General features: G+C 36.0%; 19 protein-coding genes, 4 tRNA genes and 1 riboswitch. Of the genes, 5 read left to right on the top strand and 18 right to left on the bottom strand.

From position 1 onward, the window contains the following. Positions 1–22 precede the first annotated feature (22 nt). Positions 23–766: a polysaccharide deacetylase family protein gene (locus DFR56_RS14275; RefSeq protein ID WP_110396119.1), complete on the bottom strand. Its 744-nt coding sequence runs from the start codon at positions 764–766 to the stop codon at positions 23–25. Between the two features lie 54 nt (positions 767–820). Further along, entirely contained in the window at positions 821–2,278 is a 1,458-nt protein-coding gene (locus tag DFR56_RS14280) for a DHA2 family efflux MFS transporter permease subunit (protein ID WP_110396120.1), read from the bottom strand. 166 nt (positions 2,279–2,444) lie between these two features. Here DFR56_RS14280 and DFR56_RS14285 point away from each other — a divergent pair, with 166 nt between their 5' ends. Further along, positions 2,445–3,311, top strand: coding sequence for a TetR/AcrR family transcriptional regulator (locus DFR56_RS14285; protein ID WP_110396121.1), 867 nt, complete (start codon positions 2,445–2,447; stop codon positions 3,309–3,311). A gap of 153 nt (positions 3,312–3,464) precedes the next feature. On the opposite strand, the gene glmM is transcribed toward DFR56_RS14285, so the two are convergent. The 12 genes from glmM to DFR56_RS14345 all read right to left on the bottom strand — a co-directional run bounded on the left by glmM (position 3,465) and on the right by DFR56_RS14345 (position 13,765). Further along, positions 3,465–4,799, bottom strand: coding sequence for a phosphoglucosamine mutase (gene glmM, locus DFR56_RS14290; protein ID WP_110396122.1), 1,335 nt, complete (start codon positions 4,797–4,799; stop codon positions 3,465–3,467). An 87-nt stretch (positions 4,800–4,886) separates the two neighbouring features. Next, positions 4,887–6,104 (bottom strand): CdaR family protein, encoded by a 1,218-nt coding sequence (locus DFR56_RS14295; protein ID WP_110396123.1) that lies wholly within the window; start codon positions 6,102–6,104, stop codon positions 4,887–4,889. Continuing rightward, positions 6,097–6,918, bottom strand: coding sequence for a diadenylate cyclase CdaA (gene cdaA / locus DFR56_RS14300; RefSeq protein WP_110396124.1), 822 nt, complete (start codon positions 6,916–6,918; stop codon positions 6,097–6,099). Before cdaA ends, DFR56_RS14295 begins: the two co-directional genes overlap by 8 nt. A 603-nt stretch (positions 6,919–7,521) precedes the next feature. Beyond that, positions 7,522–8,424 carry an arginase gene (gene rocF, locus DFR56_RS14305; RefSeq protein ID WP_110396125.1) on the bottom strand — a complete coding sequence of 301 codons (903 nt, stop codon included), beginning with the start codon at positions 8,422–8,424 and terminating at the stop codon, positions 7,522–7,524. A gap of 78 nt (positions 8,425–8,502) precedes the next feature. Continuing rightward, entirely contained in the window at positions 8,503–9,612 is a 1,110-nt protein-coding gene (locus DFR56_RS14310) for a phosphomevalonate kinase (protein ID WP_110396126.1), read from the bottom strand. 9 nt (positions 9,613–9,621) lie between these two features. Continuing rightward, complete coding sequence (gene mvaD, locus DFR56_RS14315) at positions 9,622–10,599, bottom strand: diphosphomevalonate decarboxylase (RefSeq protein ID WP_110396127.1); 978 nt, start codon at positions 10,597–10,599, stop codon at positions 9,622–9,624. An 89-nt stretch (positions 10,600–10,688) separates the two neighbouring features. Further along, positions 10,689–11,648 carry a mevalonate kinase gene (mvk, locus tag DFR56_RS14320; RefSeq protein WP_110396128.1) on the bottom strand — a complete coding sequence of 320 codons (960 nt, stop codon included), beginning with the start codon at positions 11,646–11,648 and terminating at the stop codon, positions 10,689–10,691. After that, the gene (locus DFR56_RS14325; RefSeq protein ID WP_110396129.1) at positions 11,645–12,934 is read right to left on the bottom strand and encodes a hydroxymethylglutaryl-CoA reductase, degradative; all 1,290 of its coding nucleotides are present in this window, start codon (positions 12,932–12,934) and stop codon (positions 11,645–11,647) included. Before DFR56_RS14325 ends, mvk begins: the two co-directional genes overlap by 4 nt. A gap of 460 nt (positions 12,935–13,394) precedes the next feature. Further along, positions 13,395–13,466: transfer RNA gene (locus tag DFR56_RS14330), tRNA-Gln, on the bottom strand. A 15-nt stretch (positions 13,467–13,481) separates the two neighbouring features. Next, positions 13,482–13,563 (bottom strand) — tRNA-Tyr (locus tag DFR56_RS14335). 47 nt (positions 13,564–13,610) lie between these two features. Next, positions 13,611–13,683: transfer RNA gene (locus DFR56_RS14340), tRNA-Thr, on the bottom strand. A gap of 10 nt (positions 13,684–13,693) precedes the next feature. Continuing rightward, positions 13,694–13,765 (bottom strand) — tRNA-Glu (locus tag DFR56_RS14345). A 178-nt stretch (positions 13,766–13,943) separates the two neighbouring features. Between DFR56_RS14345 and fabI the strand changes: the two genes are divergently transcribed. Further along, positions 13,944–14,720 carry an enoyl-ACP reductase FabI gene (fabI, locus tag DFR56_RS14350; protein WP_110396130.1) on the top strand — a complete coding sequence of 259 codons (777 nt, stop codon included), beginning with the start codon at positions 13,944–13,946 and terminating at the stop codon, positions 14,718–14,720. 172 nt (positions 14,721–14,892) lie between these two features. On the opposite strand, the gene DFR56_RS14355 is transcribed toward fabI, so the two are convergent. Further along, positions 14,893–15,423: a transcription repressor NadR gene (locus DFR56_RS14355; RefSeq protein ID WP_110396157.1), complete on the bottom strand. Its 531-nt coding sequence runs from the start codon at positions 15,421–15,423 to the stop codon at positions 14,893–14,895. Between the two features lie 370 nt (positions 15,424–15,793). Between DFR56_RS14355 and DFR56_RS14360 the strand changes: the two genes are divergently transcribed. The 3 genes from DFR56_RS14360 (at position 15,794) to thiT (ending at position 18,069) form a co-directional block, all read left to right on the top strand. Next, positions 15,794–16,381, top strand: coding sequence for a TetR/AcrR family transcriptional regulator (locus DFR56_RS14360; protein ID WP_110396131.1), 588 nt, complete (start codon positions 15,794–15,796; stop codon positions 16,379–16,381). A gap of 24 nt (positions 16,382–16,405) precedes the next feature. Continuing rightward, positions 16,406–17,224: an SDR family oxidoreductase gene (locus DFR56_RS14365; RefSeq protein ID WP_110396132.1), complete on the top strand. Its 819-nt coding sequence runs from the start codon at positions 16,406–16,408 to the stop codon at positions 17,222–17,224. A gap of 74 nt (positions 17,225–17,298) precedes the next feature. Beyond that, a riboswitch (TPP riboswitch) is annotated at positions 17,299–17,399 on the top strand. 91 nt (positions 17,400–17,490) lie between these two features. Then, positions 17,491–18,069, top strand: coding sequence for an energy-coupled thiamine transporter ThiT (gene thiT / locus DFR56_RS14370; protein ID WP_110396133.1), 579 nt, complete (start codon positions 17,491–17,493; stop codon positions 18,067–18,069). A gap of 824 nt (positions 18,070–18,893) precedes the next feature. Here the strand turns inward: thiT and DFR56_RS14375 are convergent. The 3 genes from DFR56_RS14375 to DFR56_RS14385 are packed head-to-tail and all read right to left on the bottom strand — an operon-like array spanning position 18,894 to position 22,629. Then, positions 18,894–20,054, bottom strand: coding sequence for a Ger(x)C family spore germination protein (locus tag DFR56_RS14375; protein WP_110396134.1), 1,161 nt, complete (start codon positions 20,052–20,054; stop codon positions 18,894–18,896). Further along, complete coding sequence (locus tag DFR56_RS14380; protein WP_110396135.1) at positions 20,051–21,541, bottom strand: spore germination protein; 1,491 nt, start codon at positions 21,539–21,541, stop codon at positions 20,051–20,053. Before DFR56_RS14380 ends, DFR56_RS14375 begins: the two co-directional genes overlap by 4 nt. After that, positions 21,538–22,629, bottom strand: coding sequence for an endospore germination permease (locus DFR56_RS14385; protein WP_110396136.1), 1,092 nt, complete (start codon positions 22,627–22,629; stop codon positions 21,538–21,540). Before DFR56_RS14385 ends, DFR56_RS14380 begins: the two co-directional genes overlap by 4 nt. Positions 22,630–22,757 lie beyond the last annotated feature (128 nt).

A 22,757-nucleotide genomic window follows, 5' to 3' on the forward strand; every position in this document is an offset into this window, starting at 1 on the left:
CATCTTATTTGATGCACCCTTCTTATTTATATTGGACCTTCCATAAATCTGGTATAGTTACAATCATATACCCATTCGTTTTTAAATAGCGAAGGAGTTCATCTAATGCTTCTGGTGTACCTGGGACTCTTCCTGCACTATGCATTAAAACAATTGAACCAGGATGCAAACCGCTTATGACATTATGTTTAATTTTATTTTTAGATAATCCTTTCCAGTCCTCGGAATCAATCGACCAGCCTACCGCTTGATAGTTCATTTCTTTCAACTTTTCAATCATTTCGCCATTGATTGCTCCGTATGGCGCTCGAAAAAGATTCGTTTTTAACCCGATAACTGATTCAATTGCTTGTTCGTTTTTATTTGTTTCCCAAACTAAACTTGCAACTCCATCGGGTTTTTTTGTTAATTCAGGGTGCCAATACGTGTGGTTACCGATAGCATGTCCTTCTTCATGTATTCTTTTTACGACTTCAGGATACTTATCAACACGAGTACCTAATAAGAAAAAGGTTGCTTTCACATCATGCTTTTTTAACACATCTAAAATTTCTGGTGTATATCGTTCATCTGGCCCATCATCAAACGTAAAAGCAATCACTTTTTCATTTGTATCCACTTTATAGATCATCGTATCAGGATATTTTGTTTGTAAAGGATAATAAGATGATGCCTCCACTTTTTCTTGGAAATGAACAGAAACAATTAATAAAATGATGGTAATATAACGTAAAATAGTGTACACGCTAAATCTTCCTTTTTTCATTCACTTATCCTTATTTTGCGTTAATTGTGTAGCACTATTCTTAACATATTTTGCTTATTTGCTATTCTTTTCTTCATATGGAATTGGACGCTTAATAAATAATGCTAAAAGTAAAGCTATTACCGCAAGAATCGCAGAAATTAAGAACGAATGATTAACACCTTCCAACATAGCCAAATGTTCAATCGAATAATCCGACGTTAAACGACCCATTTCACTTTCTTTCACCAATTCGAAACTTGCCGCTTTTGTTTTCGTCGTCATTAACGTAAGTAAAAGCGCGGTTCCAATTGCACCTGATACTTGCTGCAATGTATTGTTCATCGCAGTACCATGAGGATTTGAAACCATCGGAAGCTCATTTAATCCGTTCGTCATAATTGGCATCATAACAAGTGACATCCCAAACATCCGCACGGTATAAATAGTCATTAGATAAAAATAGCTGTCTTCCATCGTTAAATTGCTTAATAAATAGGTGAAAAAAGTCATAATAGATAATCCAATTAATGCTAATACTTTTGCTCCATATTTATCGAATAATCTTCCAGTAATCGGAGACATGATTCCCATCACTATTGCACCAGGTAACATAAGTAGCCCCGAATGAAATGGGGAAATCCCCCTAATTGTTTGCACATATAAAGGCGTTAAAATCATTCCAGAAAACATTGACGCTGATATCGTAACAGATATAACCGACGATAATGCGAACATGCGGTATTTATAAATACGAAAATCCAACATTGGTTCATTCATTGTCATCTGGCGCAAAATAAAGAGTACTAAAGAAATGGTACCAACGATTATCGTGCTATACACATTGACTGATGACCAACCATGATCACCAACAGAACTAAACCCATATAAAAGCCCGCCAAAACCGATACTTGATAAAATGATGGAAATGACATCTAAATGAATATCGCGATTTGGTGTAATATTTTTTAATTTAAAAGCCGCATATAACAAGGCAAAGATTCCAAATGGCAAGATAATAGCAAATAATGTCCGCCAAGTATAATGTTCAATAATCCAACCCGAAAGTGTTGGACCAATTGCGGGAGCAACAAACATAACAAGGCCAAAGACACCCATCGCCGTTCCACGCCGCTCAATAGGAAAAGCAATTAAAATAACATTCATTAATAGCGGCATCATCATTCCAGATCCGCCCGCTTGAAGCATTCTTCCTAAAACTAAAACCCAAAAACTAGGGGCAATCATCGCTATAAATGTACCTAAAGTAAATAACGACATCGCCCATAAAAAAATCTTTCGGTTCGTAAATCGTTGAATAAAAAATGCACTAGCAGGAATTAATACTCCATTTACTAGCATGTAACTCGTTGTAACCCATTGAACTTTAGAGGGGGACACGCTAAATTCTGACATAATAGTAGGTAAAGCAATATTTAATAATGTATTATTTAAAAAAGCTGTAAAAGCACCAATAAAAAGTATGGCAATCATGCCATATGGTGGATTCTCATGTATCTTTTTAATGTCCATCCTCTTTCCTCCATCGTTAAATTACTCATTTTGAACTCATTTTTTAATTTTATACTTATAGTACAAAATTTTCAAGTGTATAATACCGTATACTTATTTAACTTTGATAATTAACTTATTTTATAATAGAATTAGTTATACATATAGTATAAAAAGGTGATCTTGCATGAATTTACGAAAACAAAATGTCATTTTAACCGCCAAGCAACTTTTTGCTTCCAAAGGATATAGTACTTCTTCCATACAAGATATTATTGATGAATGTGGAATATCGAAGGGCACATTTTACAACTATTTTGCTTCCAAAAGTGAATTTTTAATCGCTTATTTAAATACAGCTAAGGAAGAAGAATTCAGAAGACGTGATGCACTAATTTATGAACATGATCAAGCGAATAAAGATATATTTGTCAAACAAATCCTGATTCGGATTGAAGTTATGCATGAATTTACGCTAAGAGCCATACATGAGGAAGCATTTCATTCTGAAGATCCAATTTTAAAACCGTATATTATAAAGAGGTTTATTGAAGAACTTAGTTGGCTAGCAGATCGACTTATCCAAATTTATGGGGATAAGAGTCAACCTTATGCCTCCGATAGCGCAATTTTAATGTATGGTATGATTCAAAATTTGCTGTATGTTTGGTCAGCATTAACGAAAAAGCAAGTAAATCTAACATTACTTGTTCAATATGTCGTTAGAAGAATGGACACTATAATAGATGACTTAATGAAAAGTAATGATTTATTTTTACACAATATTGAATTAACATCCCTTGATAAAAATACGAAGAATATAACGAAAGATAAAATAGTAAAAAACTTAACGGTACTTAAGCAGTCTTTTGGCGGATCAGATTCAGTTTTACAACAACACACGGAATTTATTATGGAGGAATTGCAATCACCTGAGCCACGGATTCATTTACTATTTTCTTTTATACAAGCATTTAAAAAGGTCGCTAAGAGAACTGAATATGAAAATGAAGTCGATCTGATCATTTCTCAATTGAAAAACTTTTTAAATTAAAAAACGTAGCATACATTAAAGAAAACACACTAATTGGCAAGCTGTTAGGTGATGATAGAAGTAATGTTGCACTTATGCAGTAAGAAAGTTTTATGGCTTATTATCGCAAAAAATAAAAAACTGTATCCCTATCATCAAGGGAAACAGTTTTTTCTACGCTAAGCGATCGATGATATCGATTAATTGATTGACATATTTTTCACAGTCGGCTTCTGTCTCCGCTTCAACCATTACGCGAATTAACGGCTCGGTTCCGGATGGTCTTACAAGTACACGTCCTGATTGACCTAATTCAGCCTTCACACGATCAATTTCATCCAGAATTTTTGGATTGCGCAGAACCCGCTCTTTATTATTTACTGTAATATTTTTTAATACTTGCGGATAAACTGTCATTTTTCCCGCTAACTCCGAGAGTTTTTTCCCGGTTTCTTTCATTATATTAACGAGTTGGATTGCCGTTAACATGCCATCACCGCTCGTACTATTATTTAAAAAGATGACATGACCTGATTGCTCTCCACCAAAATTATATCCATCTTCAAGCATTTTTTCCATGACATACCGATCCCCAACATCGGCGGTTACCGCCTGAATCCCGCTTCTCTCTAACGCTTTATAAAATCCTAAATTACTCATCACTGTTGCGACTACTGTATCTTTATGTAATTGATTTTTTTCATGTAAATAAGAGGCACAAATAAACATTATTTGATCCCCATTTACTACGTTCCCCTTTTCATCTACCGCAATGAGACGATCACCGTCTCCATCAAATGCAAGCCCAATATCTAATTCCTTTTCCTTCACAAGGGCTTGGAGCTTTTCCGTATGATTTGATCCTACGCCATCATTGATATTCGTTCCATTCGGATTATTTCCAATCGTATAAATTTCCGCTTCTAAATCTGCAAATAAATGTGCCGCTAAACTTGATGTTGCGCCATTAGCACAATCAAGTCCAACATGGATATCAGTGAAATCATTATCAACCGTTTCTTGCAAATAGGATAAGTATTTTTGTGAGCCTTCAAAGTAATTATTAACTACACCGATATCTTTGCCTACTGGTCGTGGTAAAGTGTCTTCCATATCCATAAGTTTCTCCATTTCGGCTTCTTGTTCATCCGTTAATTTAAAACCATTTGGACCAAAAATTTTAATTCCATTATCTTCATAAGGATTATGGGAAGCAGAAATCATCATACCCATTTCCGCATTCGTAACCTTTGTTAAATAAGCTACTCCTGGAGTAGAAATGACCCCTAACCTCATTACCTCAGCACCGATCGAAAGCAACCCTGCAATTAACGCACCTTCAAACATCGGGCCTGAAACTCTCGTATCTAATCCAATTAATACTTTCGGCTTTTTACCGTCTTTTGAAAAAATATACCCACTTATTCTTCCTAATTTAAATGCAACTTCGGGTGTCAAGCTTTTATTTGCTACCCCTCTAACACCGTCTGTGCCAAAGTATTTACCCAACTTTACCTCTCCTTTATCCTAAAAACTAGTCTAATCCCATGTGCGTTTATTTACAATCAGATTGGAACAAAAACCGTTCTTGCTTTTTTACTCGATTTCAATGATTACCTTGTTAGGTTCAGGTTCAAATGTAATATCATCAGGCCCAGAAATGGAAACGTCGACTTCATGTTCACCAGCATCTAAATCACCGATATTGATCGAGACGCTAATATCTTTTTTTGCCAAATTACTTAACGCTTTATCACTACCAATTGCGTTAATATTTACTTGGGATTTATCTGGTTTAATAAAGTGGATCGTTTTTTCCCCTTCGTTTTCCACATCAATGCTTACATCTTCAAAAAGTTTCGTTTGTACTAGGTCAATGGTTACATTAATCAACTCATCATTTGCAATGATACCATCTGGAAAGTCAAGTTCCACCTCATATTCACCTGACTTTTCTATTTTGGATAGATCTATTTCTTTTGTCGAAAGCATGTCAATCTCATTTAGTAACTCACGTTTTCCAAAAACCTCAATTTCTTCAGCTACTTCCATATTTTCAATTTCAAAGCCTTCTGGAAGATCCCCTTTTGTTGTAATATTGAGTGGTACTGTTTTACTCGGACGATCAACTGGTACTGAAAGAGTTACGCTTGCTGGTTCTACTCGTACTTTTAAAATGTTTCCTTGTATATCATACACACTTACCGGCACTTCACGGTTTCTAATTGACTCCTTTAAATCTGTCACATCGACAAAAACTTTGACCATTGCAATTTGATCAATAATACTTTCTGAACTAACGATTGTCACAGTTCCTGGTGTAATTTCTGGTACGCCTAACTCATAACCTGTCGGTAAATTATCCCTATTTACAAAGTCGACATCAACAGCAAATTCCCTAGAAGCCCTCTTCTCAATATTTACATCGATTGATTTGGGCTCAATATAGGCAGTTAAGTCATCAGGTAAATTTTCGTACTCAATATCGACAATATGTTCTCCTTCAGGTAAATCCCTTAAATCAACAAAAACAGTAAAATTTCGCTGTCTCACAATAGGTGTTAAAACGCTTGTCTTTCCTTCTAAAGAAACGGTAACACTTTCTGGCACGCCGCTGACAACATATTGATCAGCATCAATCCTTATATCTAACGGGACATCATCTAACACTTGCACTTCATTTGATGCACCCGGAATCACTCGAGATTCGTTTTCAGCCGTATTTGTTTCAACTGTTACAAATAAATACAATGTAACTGCAAATACTAACGAAATTACTTTTATGAACCATTTGCTCTGAAATAGTTTATCCATTCTTTTTCGCCCTCCAATTGAGCGGATTTACATCGGGGCCTTTTATTGTTTGTGTTAAATTACGCATTAATATATCATGTAATTTTTCTTCATCTAAATCACGGAATAATTCACCATTTTTTGAACAGGAAATAGCTCCTGTTTCTTCGGACACAACAATTGTTAATGCATCTGTTACTTCACTAATTCCAAGTGCTGCTCGATGCCTTGTACCTAAATCTCTTGAAATAGAAGCGCTCTCAGATAATGGTAAATAACAAGCGGCAGCAACTATTTTACTATCTTTTAGAATGACCGCACCGTCATGTAGCGGAGTATTAGGAGTAAAGATATTCGTTAATAATTGGTTCGTAAGCTCTCCATTGATCGGAATTCCTGTTTCAGCATATTCCCCAACACCTGTATCTAATTCTATCGTGATTAATGCTCCAATCCGGCGCTTTGCCATATAAAGGCTTGAAGTTACAATCGATTTAATTATTTGGTCAATTACTTCTTCTTCTGATTTGGTGCCACGAGAAAAAATACTTCCTCGGCCTAACTGCTCAAGCGCTCTTCGTAATTCTGGTTGGAATAAAATGATAATGACAAGAAAACCCCATAATATTGCTTGGTTCGTAATCCACTGAATCGTTTGTAAATCAAATAAGATACTTAATAGCCAAACAATGATGACAACAACAATCCCCTTTAACAATTGGATTGCTTTTGTCCCACGAATAATCATAATTAATTTATATAAAACATACCAGACGATCGTAATATCTACGCCGATTCTAATGATATTAACGAGATCAAAGCCTCCAACTAGCACGCTGACACTTCCTTTAACAATACAAATTCATAAGCCTAGTATATAGTTTTGCCTCGCCCTAATTGTGTACAGGTTTTTTTGAGCTTACAAAATACTTTCTCTAAAAAATCTGTGACATCCACTGGAGGCTTTTATTTGAATTCAGTCGGGATTTGGATCCCCCACTGAGTGATAAAAACGATGCATCTTCCCCAACTTAAAAGTTGGAGACTTCTCCTTAAGCAAGGTAAACATATTATACCATATTATTAAATAGACATGTACGTTACAGAATTAATCATATGTGTCAATTTAAACAGAGACAATTACATTTTGTAACATTCCAGCTTATTATGAATTAAATTGTAACAAAGCTGTAAATTTCTTATCTTCATTCAAAAGAATACCGTTTGTTTCATCGAAAAAAAGCGCAAGCGCTCGTTGAAGACAAAAAATGCGCACCACAAGTAATTGTAGTGCACATCATGATTGAGTGTTCAAAAAGAAAATGAAAAGACCAAGCATTTCGAGGCGGCGCGCTTAACCAGAGAAGTTTATACTCTATTATCTGCCAAAGAAATACAAAGGTCATTTTTACCGGACTTTTGGAACATCCACTTATAATTAAAATAATTTTTCACCAAATAATGAACCAACTAATGCGACAGTGAGTATTGCTGTTTTATTCTTATCATCTAACATCGGATTTACTTCAACGAATTCGGCTGATGTAATAATATTACTTTCCGCTAACATTTCCAATGCAAGGTGACTCTCACGATATGTTACTCCACCAATAACAGGTGTTCCTACACCAGGAGCCTCAGATGGATTAATTCCATCCAAATCAAAGCTTAAGTGAACACCATCTGTTCGTTCCTTCAAGTATTCAATCGTTTCTTTTATTACTTGAGGCATACCAATTCGATCGATCTCATGCATGGTGTATACTTTTATATTTAACTTACGTAAAAGATCTTTTTCTCCTTCATCAAGATCCCTAACACCAATAAGAACAACATTCTCTGCTTTTATTTTAGGCTGATTGTACAAAATTTCCGTTAACTTTTGGTGACCTAACCCTAAATTTACTGCTAACGGCATTCCATGAATATTTCCTGATGGCGAAGTTTCCACCGTGTTTATATCCCCATGTGCATCATACCAAATAACGCCCAAATTCTCATAATGTTTAGATACACCAGCGATACTTCCGATTGCAATACTATGGTCTCCTCCTAAAACAAGTGGGAAGAAATTTTTCTCTACTTGTTCATCAACCACTTCAGCTAATCTTTTGTTCGTATCGACAACTTCCGGTAAATTCCGTAACTTATCTTCTCGCTCAGGTGCATTACGATCAGGTCTTGGGATATCTATATTTCCTAAATCATGAACCGTATATTGTAATCTTTCTAATCGTTCAATAATTCCAGCGTAACGAATGGCGCTAGGTCCCATATCGACTCCGCGTCGTGTTTGTCCTAAATCCATCGGAACCCCAATAATAGAAATTTCCTTTTTCATCACACTACCTCCTTAAAGTCCTAGCTCTATTTTACCGAACAAAGGGGTAGTGACTCAACTCGACAAAAAAATGTATATTTATTCAAAGTGTTCTCGTTGTGAACCGTGACGGCATACGTTTAATTGTAATGGTTGAATTCCAATATCGCTCCATGCTTTGTATAAATCTTCACAAAAAACATGTCTAGGCAAGAAAGCTATACCACAGTCTCCACCGCCTGCACCTGACAGCTTCCCAGCACCACCAAATCGTTCTGCTTCCTTACTTAATTTGTACAATTTTTCCGTTTCTATTTCTACTTTCGCATGTTTTCCGATTTCAGCCAGTGCCTTTCTATTTTCGGTTATTCCTTCAAAAAATTCCTTTAAATCATCACTCTTCATTCCAGATAGTATTAGGTTAACTGCATGTTCACTCTTACGTAGAAACATTTCATACTGTTTCCTGTTTTCTTCTTTTAACTTGGAAATTTGCTGAACCAAATTAGCAGTTGATGCTGGGCTACCTGTCCAACCGATGCAACTTTGAACCTCGTCCGGAAAATCAATCTTTTTAATCGACAAAAATTCCCAATCTTTTTTAACCATTTTTGTCATGCTAGTTTCTTTTTTCAACTCTTTTTTAAGCCAATCGGCTTGAAATGACGCATAAAGTAAAACGCCACCATATGTGGAAGCTGCGATATCTGCACCTGAACCATTTCCTTGTGTTCGGATATGAGAAATGGCTGCAAGTTTAAAAATTAATTTTCGGGATGGATTATTTCCTACGAACATCGTTAAAATCGCATTTACAACCGATGTAACGACAGCTGCACTAGATCCTAAACCATATTTCGCTCCCGTTTCTTTATCATCTAACTCACTTTTAATGGATAAAGAAAACGGTCTAATCGATATCGACTGTTCTTGTAAATAAGTCAGTGTCGTCGTCATCGCATCTTTTACAAAATGAATACGTGCATCTGTACAATTAAACTTCACGCCACTTTCAGTGTACTCCCAATGTAAATGGGTTAGATCAAAATCGTTTAACGACAATTCATTTTTATCATGATCCTTAATCGTACAATAGACAAATCGATCCACTGCCATGACAACCAATCTATGATATGGTTCTAATACCGCAAACTCTCCCGCTACCATTAATTTTCCAGGTGTTTTAATCGTCATTTGCCGCTTCAACATACAGCCCTCCTACACGTAAGAAATCCCATTACCCACTTTACTCACAATTACTTCTGAAACACCTTCCGTATTCTGAAGCTTATCCAGCACTCTTTGCTCATCTTCTGGTAAATATAGTACTTTAACATTTGGCCCCGCGTCAATTGTAAAGTACGCAGGTATATTGTTTTTGCGTAATTGTTGCACTGTTTGCATGACAGTCATTGTAGTGTCTTGCCAGTATGTAAAAGGTGGATATGCTCCTAATGTAGTAGCATGCATTTTTAAACAATTTGCTTCTGCGATCGCACCAACTTTTTCAAAATCACAAGCCATAATGCCCTCTTTTATTTCTTGTAAGTCTTTTGGTAAGCTTTCTAACCATCCGTCATAAAATACGGATGTATCAACCGTTCGTTTCATTCCGATACGACTTGACACATCTTTTTCTTTCGCAGTAAGCACAACTGCTGCCACACGAATATCCCAATGATCTTGAGGCGCAATTTGAATGGCGAATGAATCCATTCCATCATCTCTTTGCCCTTTTTCCCATTCAACAAACCCGCCATAAATGGAACGGCATGCTGAGCCAGAACCTTGTCTCGTAAAACGTGAAAGCTCTTCATCTGTTAAATGTAATTGCAAAGCTTTTGCCGAAGCTGCGGCAAGCGCTGCAAATCCAGATGCCGAGGAAGCAAATCCAGCTGCAGTTGGTACTTTATTAATCGAATGTACTTCTGCAAACACCCCTTGTTTATTCGCATAATTTCTAAATAAATCTAAATAGTTTGTTACCCTATCATAGGCAATATTCGTAATTTCCTCTTTGTTTAATGTAAAAATATCACGTTTTAAATCTTCTTTAAAATGGACAGTTGTTTCTGTATAAAAACCGTCTAAGGTAACAGAAAGGCTACTATTTGTGGGTAAAATTAATTCCTCATTTCTTTTACCCCAATATTTTATTAAAGCAATATTCGTATGTGCTTTCGCTGTTGCACGCATTGATTTACTCCTTTAATAAGATTTTGTCTTACAATTTTTATGTAATCAAGAAAGAAATCGGCGATAACACCGATTTCACTTTTTAATCGTTATTCATTTTTTAATACAAATGGCCATACTGCCTGTGCACCAAATTGTTTTAATTTTTCACTTAATTGCATCGAATGAATCTCATTTCGGGCAAGCGCAATAATACAACCACCATTACCCCCACCAGTTAATTTAGCTCCTAAGGCACCTTCTTGTCTAGCAAAATGAATTAATTTATTTAAGCTAGAATCACTTACTCCAATTGCTTCTAATTCCTTTTGCGCCTCATTTAACAAGGTACCGAGTAATTGTTTGCTTGACTTTTCTAATGCCTCTCTTACTTGATACGTAATATCACCAATTCTTTCAATTTTGCCATACACCTTTTTAGGTGCTAACTTTAGCAAGCTTGTAACGGTATCAATTGCCGTTTTCGTATCAGCCATACGACCAGAATCAGCAACAACAAAGTAAAATTCCCCAGTCGGCTGAATATAATCAATCGGCTCTTCTTTTTTATACCAAATTGGGCTTGGTGATGTAATTGTTAATGGATCAATCCCACTTGGCGCGCCGTGTGCAAATGTCTCAGAAATATTTGCAAGCTGTAATAACTGTTCGTTCGTATATTCTTTATCTGAATACATAAACAACGATTTTACAACAGCGATTGCGACAGACGCACTAGAACCTAGCCCTTTTCCAGGCGGAATAGAGGATTGTATCCGGATTAATAAATCACGATACGGGATTTTTAAAATCTTTAACGTCTGTTTTATCGTATTTACGATACCTGCAAGTGATTTTGGAGCAGATTCCATTGGTCCTTGGTAAAGTGAACTGTCTAAGTATACATTACCAATAACTCTTTCAACGATTGATTCCACTCCGATTAATGGAAATGGAATGGCAATGGCGGGTTGACCATGAACGACCGCGTGCTCTCCTACCAAAATCAACTTACTATGTGCGACACCAGTAGCCATTTTTTCTGAGATTGTTACTTTTTCTACACTCATTTTGCATACTCTTCCATTAATTTTTTTGCATAACCGACACGAATTTCTTTTGCTTCAACTAACTTCTCAGCAATGATATCAATTAACTCCCCAGTTGCCCCTGCCGCCATGGCAACAGAGCGTGAATGAAGAGCCATATGTCCTTTTTGAATCCCATCCGTCACTAGCGCTTTTAACGCACCAAGATTTTGCGCTAAGCCGACGGATACAATTACTTGAGCTAATTCTCTTGCAGATTCTACACGTAATAATTTATATGCTACTTTAGCCATTGGGTGAACACGACTTGCTCCCCCAACAATGCCGAGTGACATCGGAAGTTCAAGTTCACCAACTAAATTGCCCTTTCCATCTACAGACCAAGTTGTCATAGAACTATATTGACCGTCTCTAGCTGCATATGCATGTGCACCAGCTTCAACTGCGCGCCAGTCATTTCCTGTTGCGATAATGACAGGATCAATTCCATTCATAATTCCTTTATTATGTGTTACTGCCCGGTATGGATCAGACGCTGCAAATTCATATGCATGTACAACACCATCACGAACTTCTTCTCCCGAAAATCCATCAGATTCTAGTAAATAAGGCGGAATCGTACAAGTAGCCTTTGCAAGGCAACGATCTGCATAATTAGATAAAATGCGTAAATATACTTTACCATCTGTTAAATGTTCGACAACAGGTGCTAACGATTCAGCCATTGTATTAATAATATTTGCTCCCATTGCATCACATGTATTTACGTACAAATGAATAACAAGCATTTGATTAAACTTTGATGCCTCTTCATTTAAGAGGCGTACCTCTAGATCTCCTGCTCCCCCACCCCTCGCAACAAGGCTTGGATAAGCATCATTTGCAGCTTGGATTAACATCTCTTTTTCTCGTAGTATCGCTTCTTTTGCTTCCTGAAAATCTGGACAGCCTACAACTTGTATTTGTCCAATCATAATTCGCTCAGTCGCTTCCGTTTTAAAACCACCAGCTTCACGAACAATTTTTGCGATATAACTAGCTGAGGCTACAATAGAGGGTTCCTCGACGGCCATCGGTATCATATATTCTTTTTCATCGATCATAAAATTTAAACCTAAACCGAACGGAAGAGAAAATGTCCCAATCACATTTTCAATCATTTTATCTGCTGTTTCAATCGGTAAAGAAACTTCATTCATTAATTGTGCAGCATCCTCATCTTCCAATTGGCATAAATCAATGATATATTTTTTTCTTTCCTCAACCGTCATTTTATAAAACCCGGGAACTCTAGAAGATATTTCCATCCTATTCACCCTTGTAAAGTGTAATTAGTTATATAGTAAACTTTTATCTTTTATTCATATGAATCAATTTCATTATTCACTATTTCAGTTAAAAATCCGAACAACGAAGATTAGTTACTAGTTTCTACTCTAGGTGATCGCTTTTAAGCAAGCGGCCGTTAAGAGTCGACCATCTGCGTTCCAACCATTAGGCGAATGATACAATACGTGAATGTTAAGATTTCTTTAGTATCTAATGTTCGGATTTATCCTTGGAATTTGTTTTACATAAGTCCACTATATAATTATACCAAAAAACATGTATAAATTGCTTGTATTATTTATATTTATAAAGTTAATTGTATCTATTATGTGAAAAACCTTTTAAAAATGCAAATAAACAAGGTTGTTTAAGAATGACACTCCCTTGTTTACTAAGTAGTTTGAACATACCGATAACCTAAGTTCAAAGATGTTATGACTGGGCTACTAGGATTCGAACCTAGGAGTGACGGGACCAAAACCCGTTGCCTTACCGCTTGGCTATAGCCCAATATTGTTAACTCAATGGAGGGGGGCAGATTCGAACTGCCGAACCCGATGGGAGCGGATTTACAGTCCGCCGCGTTTAGCCACTTCGCTACCCCTCCATATAATTTACAAACTTCTTTAAATTATACAAATAAAGATGAAAAAATGCCGGCCAGAGGACTTGAACCCCCAACCTACTGATTACAAGTCAGTTGCTCTACCAATTGAGCTAGGCCGGCATTTTGATGATGACCCGTACGGGATTCGAACCCGTGTTACCGCCGTGAAAGGGCGGTGTCTTAACCACTTGACCAACGGGCCAAAATAACACGTCTTAAAAGCCAACGATTTTTATTATATACAAGCTTTATTATTTTGTAAAGGATTATGTGTAAATATTTTGTCCCGATTAGGAAAAAGTGTGAAAGAGCCGTTATACTTATACATAAACAGTCAAAGTCGTTATAATAAAAGAAGTACATATTATGGAGGTGCCCGAATGTCTGGCTTATTAAAAGGAAAAACGATCGTCGTAATGGGAGTTGCGAATCAACGTAGCATCGCATGGGGTATTACGAAATCACTTCACCGAGAAGGTGCAAACCTTATTTTTACGAATAGACAGGAACGTTCTTATCAAAAATTACAAAAATTGCTTGAAGATCATCATATAGAAGCAACATTACTCGTTACTTGTGATGTTGCAAGTGACAAAAGCATTAAAGAAGCTTTTGCTGAGATAAAAGAAAAAGTTGGTACGATCCATGGTGTCGTCCATTCTGTCGCATTCGCTAATCGAGACGAACTGCAAGGTGAATATGCAAACACTTCACGAGCAGGATTTTTATTAGCACAAGAAATTAGTGCTTATTCCCTTGTCGCTATAGCAAATGAAGCGAGAAAATTAATGACTGAAGGTGGAAGCATCGTCACACAGTCTTATTTAGGTGCTGAAAGAGTAGTGAAAAACTATAATGTGATGGGCGTGGCAAAGGCGTCATTAGAAGCTAGCGTCAGGTATTTGGCGGAAGATGTTGGCAAAAATGATATTCGCGTGAATGCTATTTCAGCTGGACCAATCCGCACACTTTCTGCAAAAGGTGTTTCCGGATTAAATGAAATCCATTCTGTCATTGAAGAAAAAGCTCCTTTAAGAAGAAATGTGGACCAAGACCAAGTCGGTGATGCGACAATGTTTTTACTAAGTGATTTAGCACGTGGAGTTACAGGTGAAGTGATTCATGTCGACTCAGGTTATCATATTATGGGACTTTAAAAGCAAGTGGTTGGAGCATAAGTAAAAAATTTTCAATTCAAATCACGAAAATAAAACGCGTGAAATCAAGATTTTGAATCAGATTTCATGCGTTTTTATTTTATCTTCAAAGCGTGTTACCCCAGCTTTACTATACCTATCATTTAGAGTGCGTTATTTGCTACTTCTTTTACTACTTATTTCGCTCTGTATATAGTATTCCTGCTTCGGCTAATGCTTTACATGCTGCATCTATTTTCTCCATCGAATCAGCCTCTAATGTATGTAAATGAATCCCATTTGTCAGAACAGATAATAATGTTGCTTCATAATTAGAAAGTGCAGTGACAAACTGATTGACATCAGCACGGCTATTAATCATGAGTGAACCAGTTAATTCACCGTATATAGAATGCTCCACTATTACATCTAAAACAGTTACCCCACAATCAACGATCATATCAAGCTCCATTTTAGTCTGATCAGGTGTATGGTTGCAAATAATAATCCGTCTATGCAAATGATTCGGTGATTGTTGTTGTAAATATAAATAACCTTGATTCGTTGCAATAATTGGCTCATTGCTCGTTTTTAAAAGAGCAACATCTGTTACGATTACTTGGCGACTGACATTCGTTTGATTAGCAAGCTCTTGACCAGTAATTGGTTGTTTCGTTTTCTTTAATAGTCCAATAATGAAGTCCCTTCGTTCTGTTCCCGACATCCTTTTCTTACCCACTAGTTTTATCCACCTTTTTCAATAGTCATAACATATGTATATTTCTTTTATGGATTAATTCATCAGCATTTTTCCCATATAGATCATTTCTAAATGGAACACATCATTTTCTCATGACAAATGCTTTCTTTTCAAATAGTGTTACTTGAAGATCGTTATGCCCATATCCGTTACATTTTAGCATACTACAATTCTCAAGAGATTGTAAAAAAATAAATCAATAAACTGGTCGTAAATAAGGAACATTTTCCACCAATGACAAAATGGTGAATTCCATCCATTTCATCTAGCCAATTTTATAGAAAAAAGATATAATTATTTTAGAACGATCGTTCAATTTATTGGAGGTAGTTTTTTGAAAAAAAGAAGTTACAATAGCAAAAAAGTAAAAAATGATATTTTAGTAGAGGCATCCATTCTGTTTGCTCAAAAAGGATATGCACAAACGTCGGTTGCAGATATATCAAATGCTTCAGGTTATAGTAAAGGACATATATATTACCATTTTGGAAATAAAGAAAAATTGTTTGTACGGTTAGCCCAAAACACCATGCAACATTGGTATAAAAAATGGCAAGAAAAAGAAGACCAATTTACGACAGCTACCGAAAAATTGTATGGAATTGCAAAATATGTTCTTTATCATTACCAAACACCACTATTAAAGGCTGGGCAAGAATTGGCTGCTAACCCGAATACACATCCAGAATCGATCAAAAAATTATATGATTTAGCAATTACTCCGATGAGCACATATCGTTCTATTTTTCAAGATGGGATGGACAACGATGAATTTAAGCATGGCGATATCGAACAATGGACGACATTATTTGGAACATGGTTAGGAGGTTTATGCCAACTGACAAATACACAACAATTAAAATCACTAGAACCATTATTTGAACAATCCGTTACTATTTTTTTAGGGCATATAAAAAAGTAATTTAAAAATTAGGAGAGTGATGAAATGGAAAGTGGTAAGCGTGTTGCTATTGTTACTGGGGGTGCATCCGGTATAGGAAAAGCACTTTCATATGAATTAGTTTCGCAAGGCGTATTCGTCATTGTCGCAGATATTGTTGATGCAGATGGTACAACAGTAGAAAAAGAATTAAACAAATCCAGAAACAATGCAAGATACGTACATGTTAATGTGACTAATTTTAAAGAAGTTGAACAAATGATTCTATCCATTTATAAAGAATTTGGTCGTTTAGACTATCTTTTTAACAATGCGGGCATTGCCATGTATGGTGAATTATATGATATGTCCATGGATGACTGGAAACAAATGATAGACGTTAATTTATGGGGAGTTATTCATGGAACACAAGTAGGGTATGAAATGATGAAAGAACAAGGATTTGGTCACCTTGTGAACACCGCTTCGGCTGCCGGGCTTGGACCATCGCCTGTATCTTCTGTTTATGCAACGACTAAACATGCTGTTGTTGGTTTAACGACTTCTCTCCATTATGAAGCAGAGCAATTTGGGGTTAAAGTGAGCACTCTTTGTCCAGCTTTTGTTCATACCCCTATTTTTGATAAAGCAAAAGCAGTAAATATCGATAAAAAAATGATTCAAAAGCAAATGGAAAAACAAAAAGTTATGTCTCCAGAAAAGTTAGCTAAAATCACATTGAAAAACGTCCATAAAAACGTGCCAATTATTTGTCCAATGCCGATGAAGAGAACAATGGACATCTTTTTTACAATTGTTCCGCCGGCACATAAGGCATTGATGAGACTTGTTTGTAAAGTAAGTAGAGATGCACGGGTTAATTGAGGTATTTCTAACATAGTTGTATTTGGCTTGCGACTAATGGTAAACTATAAAGGACAAGAAAAGCGAATAGAAAAATTGTCTACAAGGGGAGCCATTTGGCTGAGAATGAACTTTTTGTTCTGACCCTTCGAACCTGTTAGTTAGTACTAGCGTAGGGATGTAGCTTTTTTGATGGGTTTTATGCAATGTGAACGGAATGTGCCATCAGGAAGCATCCCCGACATTGCTTTTTTTGTGTTTACTTATATTTTGGGGAGTGTATTCAGATGAGTTCAAAACGTACTTTATTTTTTATTGAAGTTGCAATTTTAACAGCCTTAGCTTTACTATTAGACATTATTCCTTTTTTAAAGTTTAAAATCTGGCCTGCAGGGGGATCCATTTCGTTAGCCATGATCCCGGTATTTATTATCGCCTTCAGATGGGGCCTTAAAGGTGGGTTACTTTCTGGATTTTTGTGGGGTATTTTACAAATCGCTGTAGGAGATGCATATATATTGAACTTTTGGCAAGGGTTAATTGAGTATGGCCTTGCTTTTACAGTATTAGGATTTGCAGGACTTTTCGCAAAACCTGTTCAACAAGCGGTTCGAAATAAAAATGCAAAAGCAACTTTTGCTTATGTTTTGATCGGTGTGCTTGTTGGAGGTTCATTACGATTTACCGCCCATGTCGTTGCAGGCTTCGTGTTTTTTGCAGAATATGCCCCAGAAGACCAACCTGCTTGGCTGTATTCGTTCATCTATAATTGTACGTATATGATACCAGCGATGATCATTTGTATCATTGTTATCTTTTTCTTATTTAATAGGCAACCAAGAACATTACTTAGAACTGCTTCATAATTTTAACTCCGTTCACAAGGTAAGATAACCTCTTTTTAAGAGGTTATCTTTTATAAGCTAAAAAATAACCCCTTCATTAAACCTACTGCCTAACCCCTTTTGTTAAGCAACTACCTCGTTACCTTGAATTTGCAACTTCCCTTTATCAGTTTGATTTACATCTGTTCTTGCGCTTTTTTGTAAAACCATCAAAATTACAAATCTTTCTTCCATTATCCCTAATACCTTTTCTTAATTCTGAATCAATCTCTAATGTTTCCCTATCCAAATTAACTAGGGTCTGCTGAACAACTAAATTGCGTTCATCTTACCGTTGTCTTCCGCGAAATGTGACATGCTTTTTAGCGGGCACGGCTTCAGCCTCCGACGCACAATGTTTATTGTGACGAGTAATCGCAGTCCCAGGTGTTGCGACAAAGCTTTTCGATGGGACGAACGAAAGTGCAAACTCTTTTCGATGGGACGAGCATTTAGCGCAGTCCCAGTCCCAGGACGTCGCGAACTTAACCCGCCTCGGAAGAAAACCACTTCCTGCGGGGTCTTCCGACGTACAGGATGTACTAGCCCAGACGAAGACATAAGGACCTGGCGTTCTTAGTCTGCGTTCCTCTGTTGCTTTTCCCGCTGGAGTCAGTCACTTTCGCTCCAGACAACTAGAGTAGTTCATTGCATATGCAAAGGTTTTTTGGTAAATCGATCAAAAGCCTTGCACTTTATATCGAGAAAAACGGGTACAAACTATCGATGTAGATGGGATTTCTTTTTATTCAGTAAACCCTAACTAACTGCCTCGTTAAACTAATACCTGTTCAGTCCATCAAAGATTATTTACTAAATGGTTTGGACAAGGATTTTCTTCCTGACTTTATTTTTCTGACTGTTACATTTAACGTACGAATAGAGTCTTCTGTTAATTCAATCTTTCCATCCTTTTCGAATTTTTTCCAAGCTTTATTATCTTTTCGATAGACATATTCTGATAAACGATAAATATCAATGTCTTTTTCTAAAGCTTCTTTATATGTTTTTTTAATCTCTTTCTTCACATCTTGTTCAATTCGCTTCTGAATGACCTCTGATTTCACATGTTCAGGGACAGAGTTAACCGTCCCATCCATCGATACATCGATATCAAATTGTACAGTATCTTTTTTTATAATCGGTTTAACGTTTACTTTTACTTTAAATAATATGACAGCTATATACGAATTTTCATCCTCTTTATTAAGACGAAAAGATATCTCCCCACGCTTTGACCTATTATTCATCCACTGGAGACCATTCGCCTTATCTTCCTCAATGAAACCCTTGAATTCTTTTGGTGATACGACACCTACTCCTGATAACTTAGCTATTTTCGTCTGCCTTGTTACTGTTTCCCAATTTTGGACAACAGAAATAGAAGGAATGACCATTTCATGACTCGGTTCATTTAAACCTATAATCAAGTTTCTCAAATCGGTTGGCTCTATATAGGAAGCTTGTTCATATGAATTCAATGGATTACTAAGTCTAGAAAGATTAATGGCTGTATTAATAATTGGTACAGTTAGTAACACATCTTTCACTTTATCTTTTGTACTATATACCCATACTTGATATCGTGTTTCAATAAATCGAATAAATCCATCAATAACGGCATCCATTTTCCCTTTTTTTAAAGCTTCTTCAGAAAATACGATAAAAGAAAGATGTCCCCAATAAATCTTTTCATCGACGGTTTTATATAAGTTAAAAACAGCCTCTTCCATCGTTTTACCCGTAGCATAACCTACTTCAGATTGTTCTGGTTCACTTTTTGCCTCTTCTGATTTAGCAATTTTGGCAAAATCAATAATTTGCGCATACACTACATATTGATCATCTTGATAGTCAATCCCAATTCCATGCATGTATAACATTCTTTCAGCTTCATTCATACTCCAACATCCTGAAAGTAATAAAATAAAGCTACATATTAAAAGAACAGCAATTTTAGCTTTCATTTTTCATCCTCATTTGTTCTTGTATTATCGGTTGTCTTTAACATGCTTGGTCTTTTTGTATACTCTTGTTGAGATGAACGAAAGATTGTTTTTTTAATCGTGGACCAGTTAGTATTACTTCCTATATTTAAGTATGGAACACCAAATATACGAATATTGGCTAATAAAAAGAGTGCAAAATAAATAGTTATAAAAAAGCCAAATAAACCGAAGAACGCAGTAAATAAAATGGCAATAATCCGAATGATACTAACTGCCGAAACTAGCGACTGATTTAATAAAGTAAATGTCGATATGACAGAAACAGCAATAATAACAACCATGGCAGGACTAGTAATTCCAGCCCGAATTGCTGCATCACCAATAATTAAACCGCCAACAACACTAAGTGTCCCACCAATCGCATCTGGGAGTCGTAAGCCGGCTTCTCGAAATAGTTCAAACATCACAAGCATGAGTAACATTTCCAGAGCCGCAGGAAACGGAAGACCAGTACTAGACTTAACAACTGTTGCCAATAATTGTATTGGTAGCTGATTTTGATGATACGTTGTTAAAGCTAACCAAAAAGCGGGAAGAAAAGCCCCGATTAAAATACCTGCAACCCGTAAGATCCGTTCCAATGAACTAAAAATTATCGGATACTCATTATCTTCTCCTGATTTAAATAGTAAAAAAATATTGACCGGTGTTATCACCCCATACGCTACTCCATCAACGAGGATAAAAACCCTACCACGCGCCAGAGATTGTACAGCAAAGTCTGGCCTTCCCGTATAATCATGTCTTGGAAAAAGCCTTGAGCGCTTATCAATATATTCCATCAAAATGTCACCACTAAAGACAATATCAATATCTACTTTCTCCATTTTTTCTTTTATTCCATGAAGAATATCCTTATTCACAATATCTTCAAAATATAGTACCGCCACGGTTGTTTTTGTTCTTTTGCCTAGTTCAAACGTTTCTACACATAAAGAGTTTGTAGGAAGACGTTTTCGGATCAAGGCTATATTTATTGATACATCTTCAATAAAATTATCCCGTGGACCTTTAACAGGCATTTCAGTTTTCGTTTCTTCAGGACTCCGATTTGGTTTATTCGATATATCACTTGAAAAGATCATATTAAATTTTTCAAAGTAAAGAATGACATGCCCAGTGTAAACTTTCGATATTAACTCTGCTTTCGTTTCTATTTTTTCAAGTCTAGGAACGTGTAAGTGACTTAATGCCAACTCTTCAAATGGTTGTTCATCCAAATCTCTATGAAGAAAAAACTGTACCCTTTCAACTATTACATCGTTTAAAAAATGTACATCTATCATTGCATGGCACGTAATAAATAAAACATTGTAGTCATTAAACGTATAATCTTGAAATTGAACATCCGCTGATTTTTGAAATAACTTCCTTAACAATTGCTTATTTATTTTTTCTTCTGTCTCTCTATCCTGTTTAGTACAATTATTCTTTTTTGACTTCATGTATTTGTCCTCCTAGATGATTTACCTGAACCAATAGAAACAAGCGCGAAAAATAATGATACAATCAAAAAGAAAATAAATGTAATGAGTAGAAAGTAATTCCCTTTAATATTAACAAAGGCTTGATCTTCCAGCATAAGCAATACTGTACAAGCAATAAAAAAGAGCGGCGCTACCAATCCCCATATTTTCTTCTTTTTTCCAGTTACATTCAATAAGTTAATAACAAAAAATAATAAAATTCCTACTCTGATAAATGCACCTGTTAGCCACTGATAAATGGATAAAAAATCAAGATGTTCAATAAAACGAGTAACTGTTACCAACCCCCACTCTTCATATGCTGGGTAACGTTGTTTCATTGCTTCATCAGGGCCAAACTCTGTAATGGCTCCAATTAGCGGACCTAACGTTAATATAGTTAATATGAAAAAAATTATTATATAATGGAAAAAACGGATACCTCCTTTCACCTGATGTTGAAGATAAAGAAGTAAGACAAGCTCAACCATACCAGATGCAGGATATACCATCCCAAATAAAACAGGTTTAAATCCATCTTCAAAAAAAGGGCGTAACAAAGTATAATCTTTTACTTGTATATTGGCAAAGGCGACAAAAAATCCAAATATGACAACGCCAAATAATACAAAAACATTCGTAATAGCTATTGTCTTAATGCTTGTAGATGCAAACATGACACAAAGAACTGTGTAAATAATTAATAAATAATAAATCGGGGTTTCCAGTAAAAAAGTCGCACTTATCCAATGTATCGTTTCTCTCATCGTAAAAGCGGCTAAAGTTATAAGAAAAAATGCCAAGACATAGTTAAAAACTTTGGCCCAGACTTTGCCAATTCTCACTTTAAGCCATTCTTTCATTTCTGTTTGATTTGATTTTTTATGGACATACAACAACAATAATACCCAAGGTAATAGTGCGAGTGATGATAATAATACCGATGCCCAGCCATTTCTTCCTGCATGTTGTAATAACGGAGGAATGATTGTGACATGATTTTTTAAACCTATTACTGTCATTGTTAGTAAAATAATATGGATTGGGCGAATAGATTCATTTTTCATATACATAATCCTTTTTTCTTTGTCCTTTTATATTTCACATTAAAGAACTAGAATATGTACCACAGATAATAAAAAAATAGAAATCCATCACTAAAAGCATGATAGGATCAATTCAACTATCTGTGTTC

This window comes from Pseudogracilibacillus auburnensis (assembly GCF_003201975.1).
GTDB classification, from domain to species: domain Bacteria; phylum Bacillota; class Bacilli; order Bacillales; family Amphibacillaceae; genus Pseudogracilibacillus; species Pseudogracilibacillus auburnensis.

Bases quoted from the DNA above. Each gene is read 5' to 3' on its own strand.
- DFR56_RS14375 (WP_110396134.1), bottom strand. From the start codon at position 20,054: ATGAAAGCTAAAATTGCTGTTCTTTTAATATGTAGCTTTATTTTATTA.
- rocF (WP_110396125.1), bottom strand. From the start codon at position 8,424: ATGAAAAAGGAAATTTCTATTATTGGGGTTCCGATGGATTTAGGACAA.
- DFR56_RS14310 (WP_110396126.1), bottom strand. From the start codon at position 9,612: ATGTTGAAGCGGCAAATGACGATTAAAACACCTGGAAAATTAATGGTA.
- DFR56_RS14325 (WP_110396129.1), bottom strand. From the start codon at position 12,934: ATGGAAATATCTTCTAGAGTTCCCGGGTTTTATAAAATGACGGTTGAG.
- DFR56_RS14355 (WP_110396157.1), bottom strand. From the start codon at position 15,423: ATGTCGGGAACAGAACGAAGGGACTTCATTATTGGACTATTAAAGAAA.
- DFR56_RS14280 (WP_110396120.1), bottom strand. From the start codon at position 2,278: ATGGACATTAAAAAGATACATGAGAATCCACCATATGGCATGATTGCC.
- DFR56_RS14275 (WP_110396119.1), bottom strand. From the start codon at position 766: ATGAAAAAAGGAAGATTTAGCGTGTACACTATTTTACGTTATATTACC.
- DFR56_RS14380 (WP_110396135.1), bottom strand. From the start codon at position 21,541: ATGAAGTCAAAAAAGAATAATTGTACTAAACAGGATAGAGAGACAGAA.
- mvaD (WP_110396127.1), bottom strand. From the start codon at position 10,599: ATGCGTGCAACAGCGAAAGCACATACGAATATTGCTTTAATAAAATAT.
- DFR56_RS14295 (WP_110396123.1), bottom strand. From the start codon at position 6,104: ATGGATAAACTATTTCAGAGCAAATGGTTCATAAAAGTAATTTCGTTA.
- DFR56_RS14385 (WP_110396136.1), bottom strand. From the start codon at position 22,629: ATGAAAAATGAATCTATTCGCCCAATCCATATTATTTTACTAACAATG.
- mvk (WP_110396128.1), bottom strand. From the start codon at position 11,648: ATGAGTGTAGAAAAAGTAACAATCTCAGAAAAAATGGCTACTGGTGTC.
- DFR56_RS14365 (WP_110396132.1), top strand. From the start codon at position 16,406: ATGGAAAGTGGTAAGCGTGTTGCTATTGTTACTGGGGGTGCATCCGGT.
- thiT (WP_110396133.1), top strand. From the start codon at position 17,491: ATGAGTTCAAAACGTACTTTATTTTTTATTGAAGTTGCAATTTTAACA.
- DFR56_RS14285 (WP_110396121.1), top strand. From the start codon at position 2,445: ATGAATTTACGAAAACAAAATGTCATTTTAACCGCCAAGCAACTTTTT.
- fabI (WP_110396130.1), top strand. From the start codon at position 13,944: ATGTCTGGCTTATTAAAAGGAAAAACGATCGTCGTAATGGGAGTTGCG.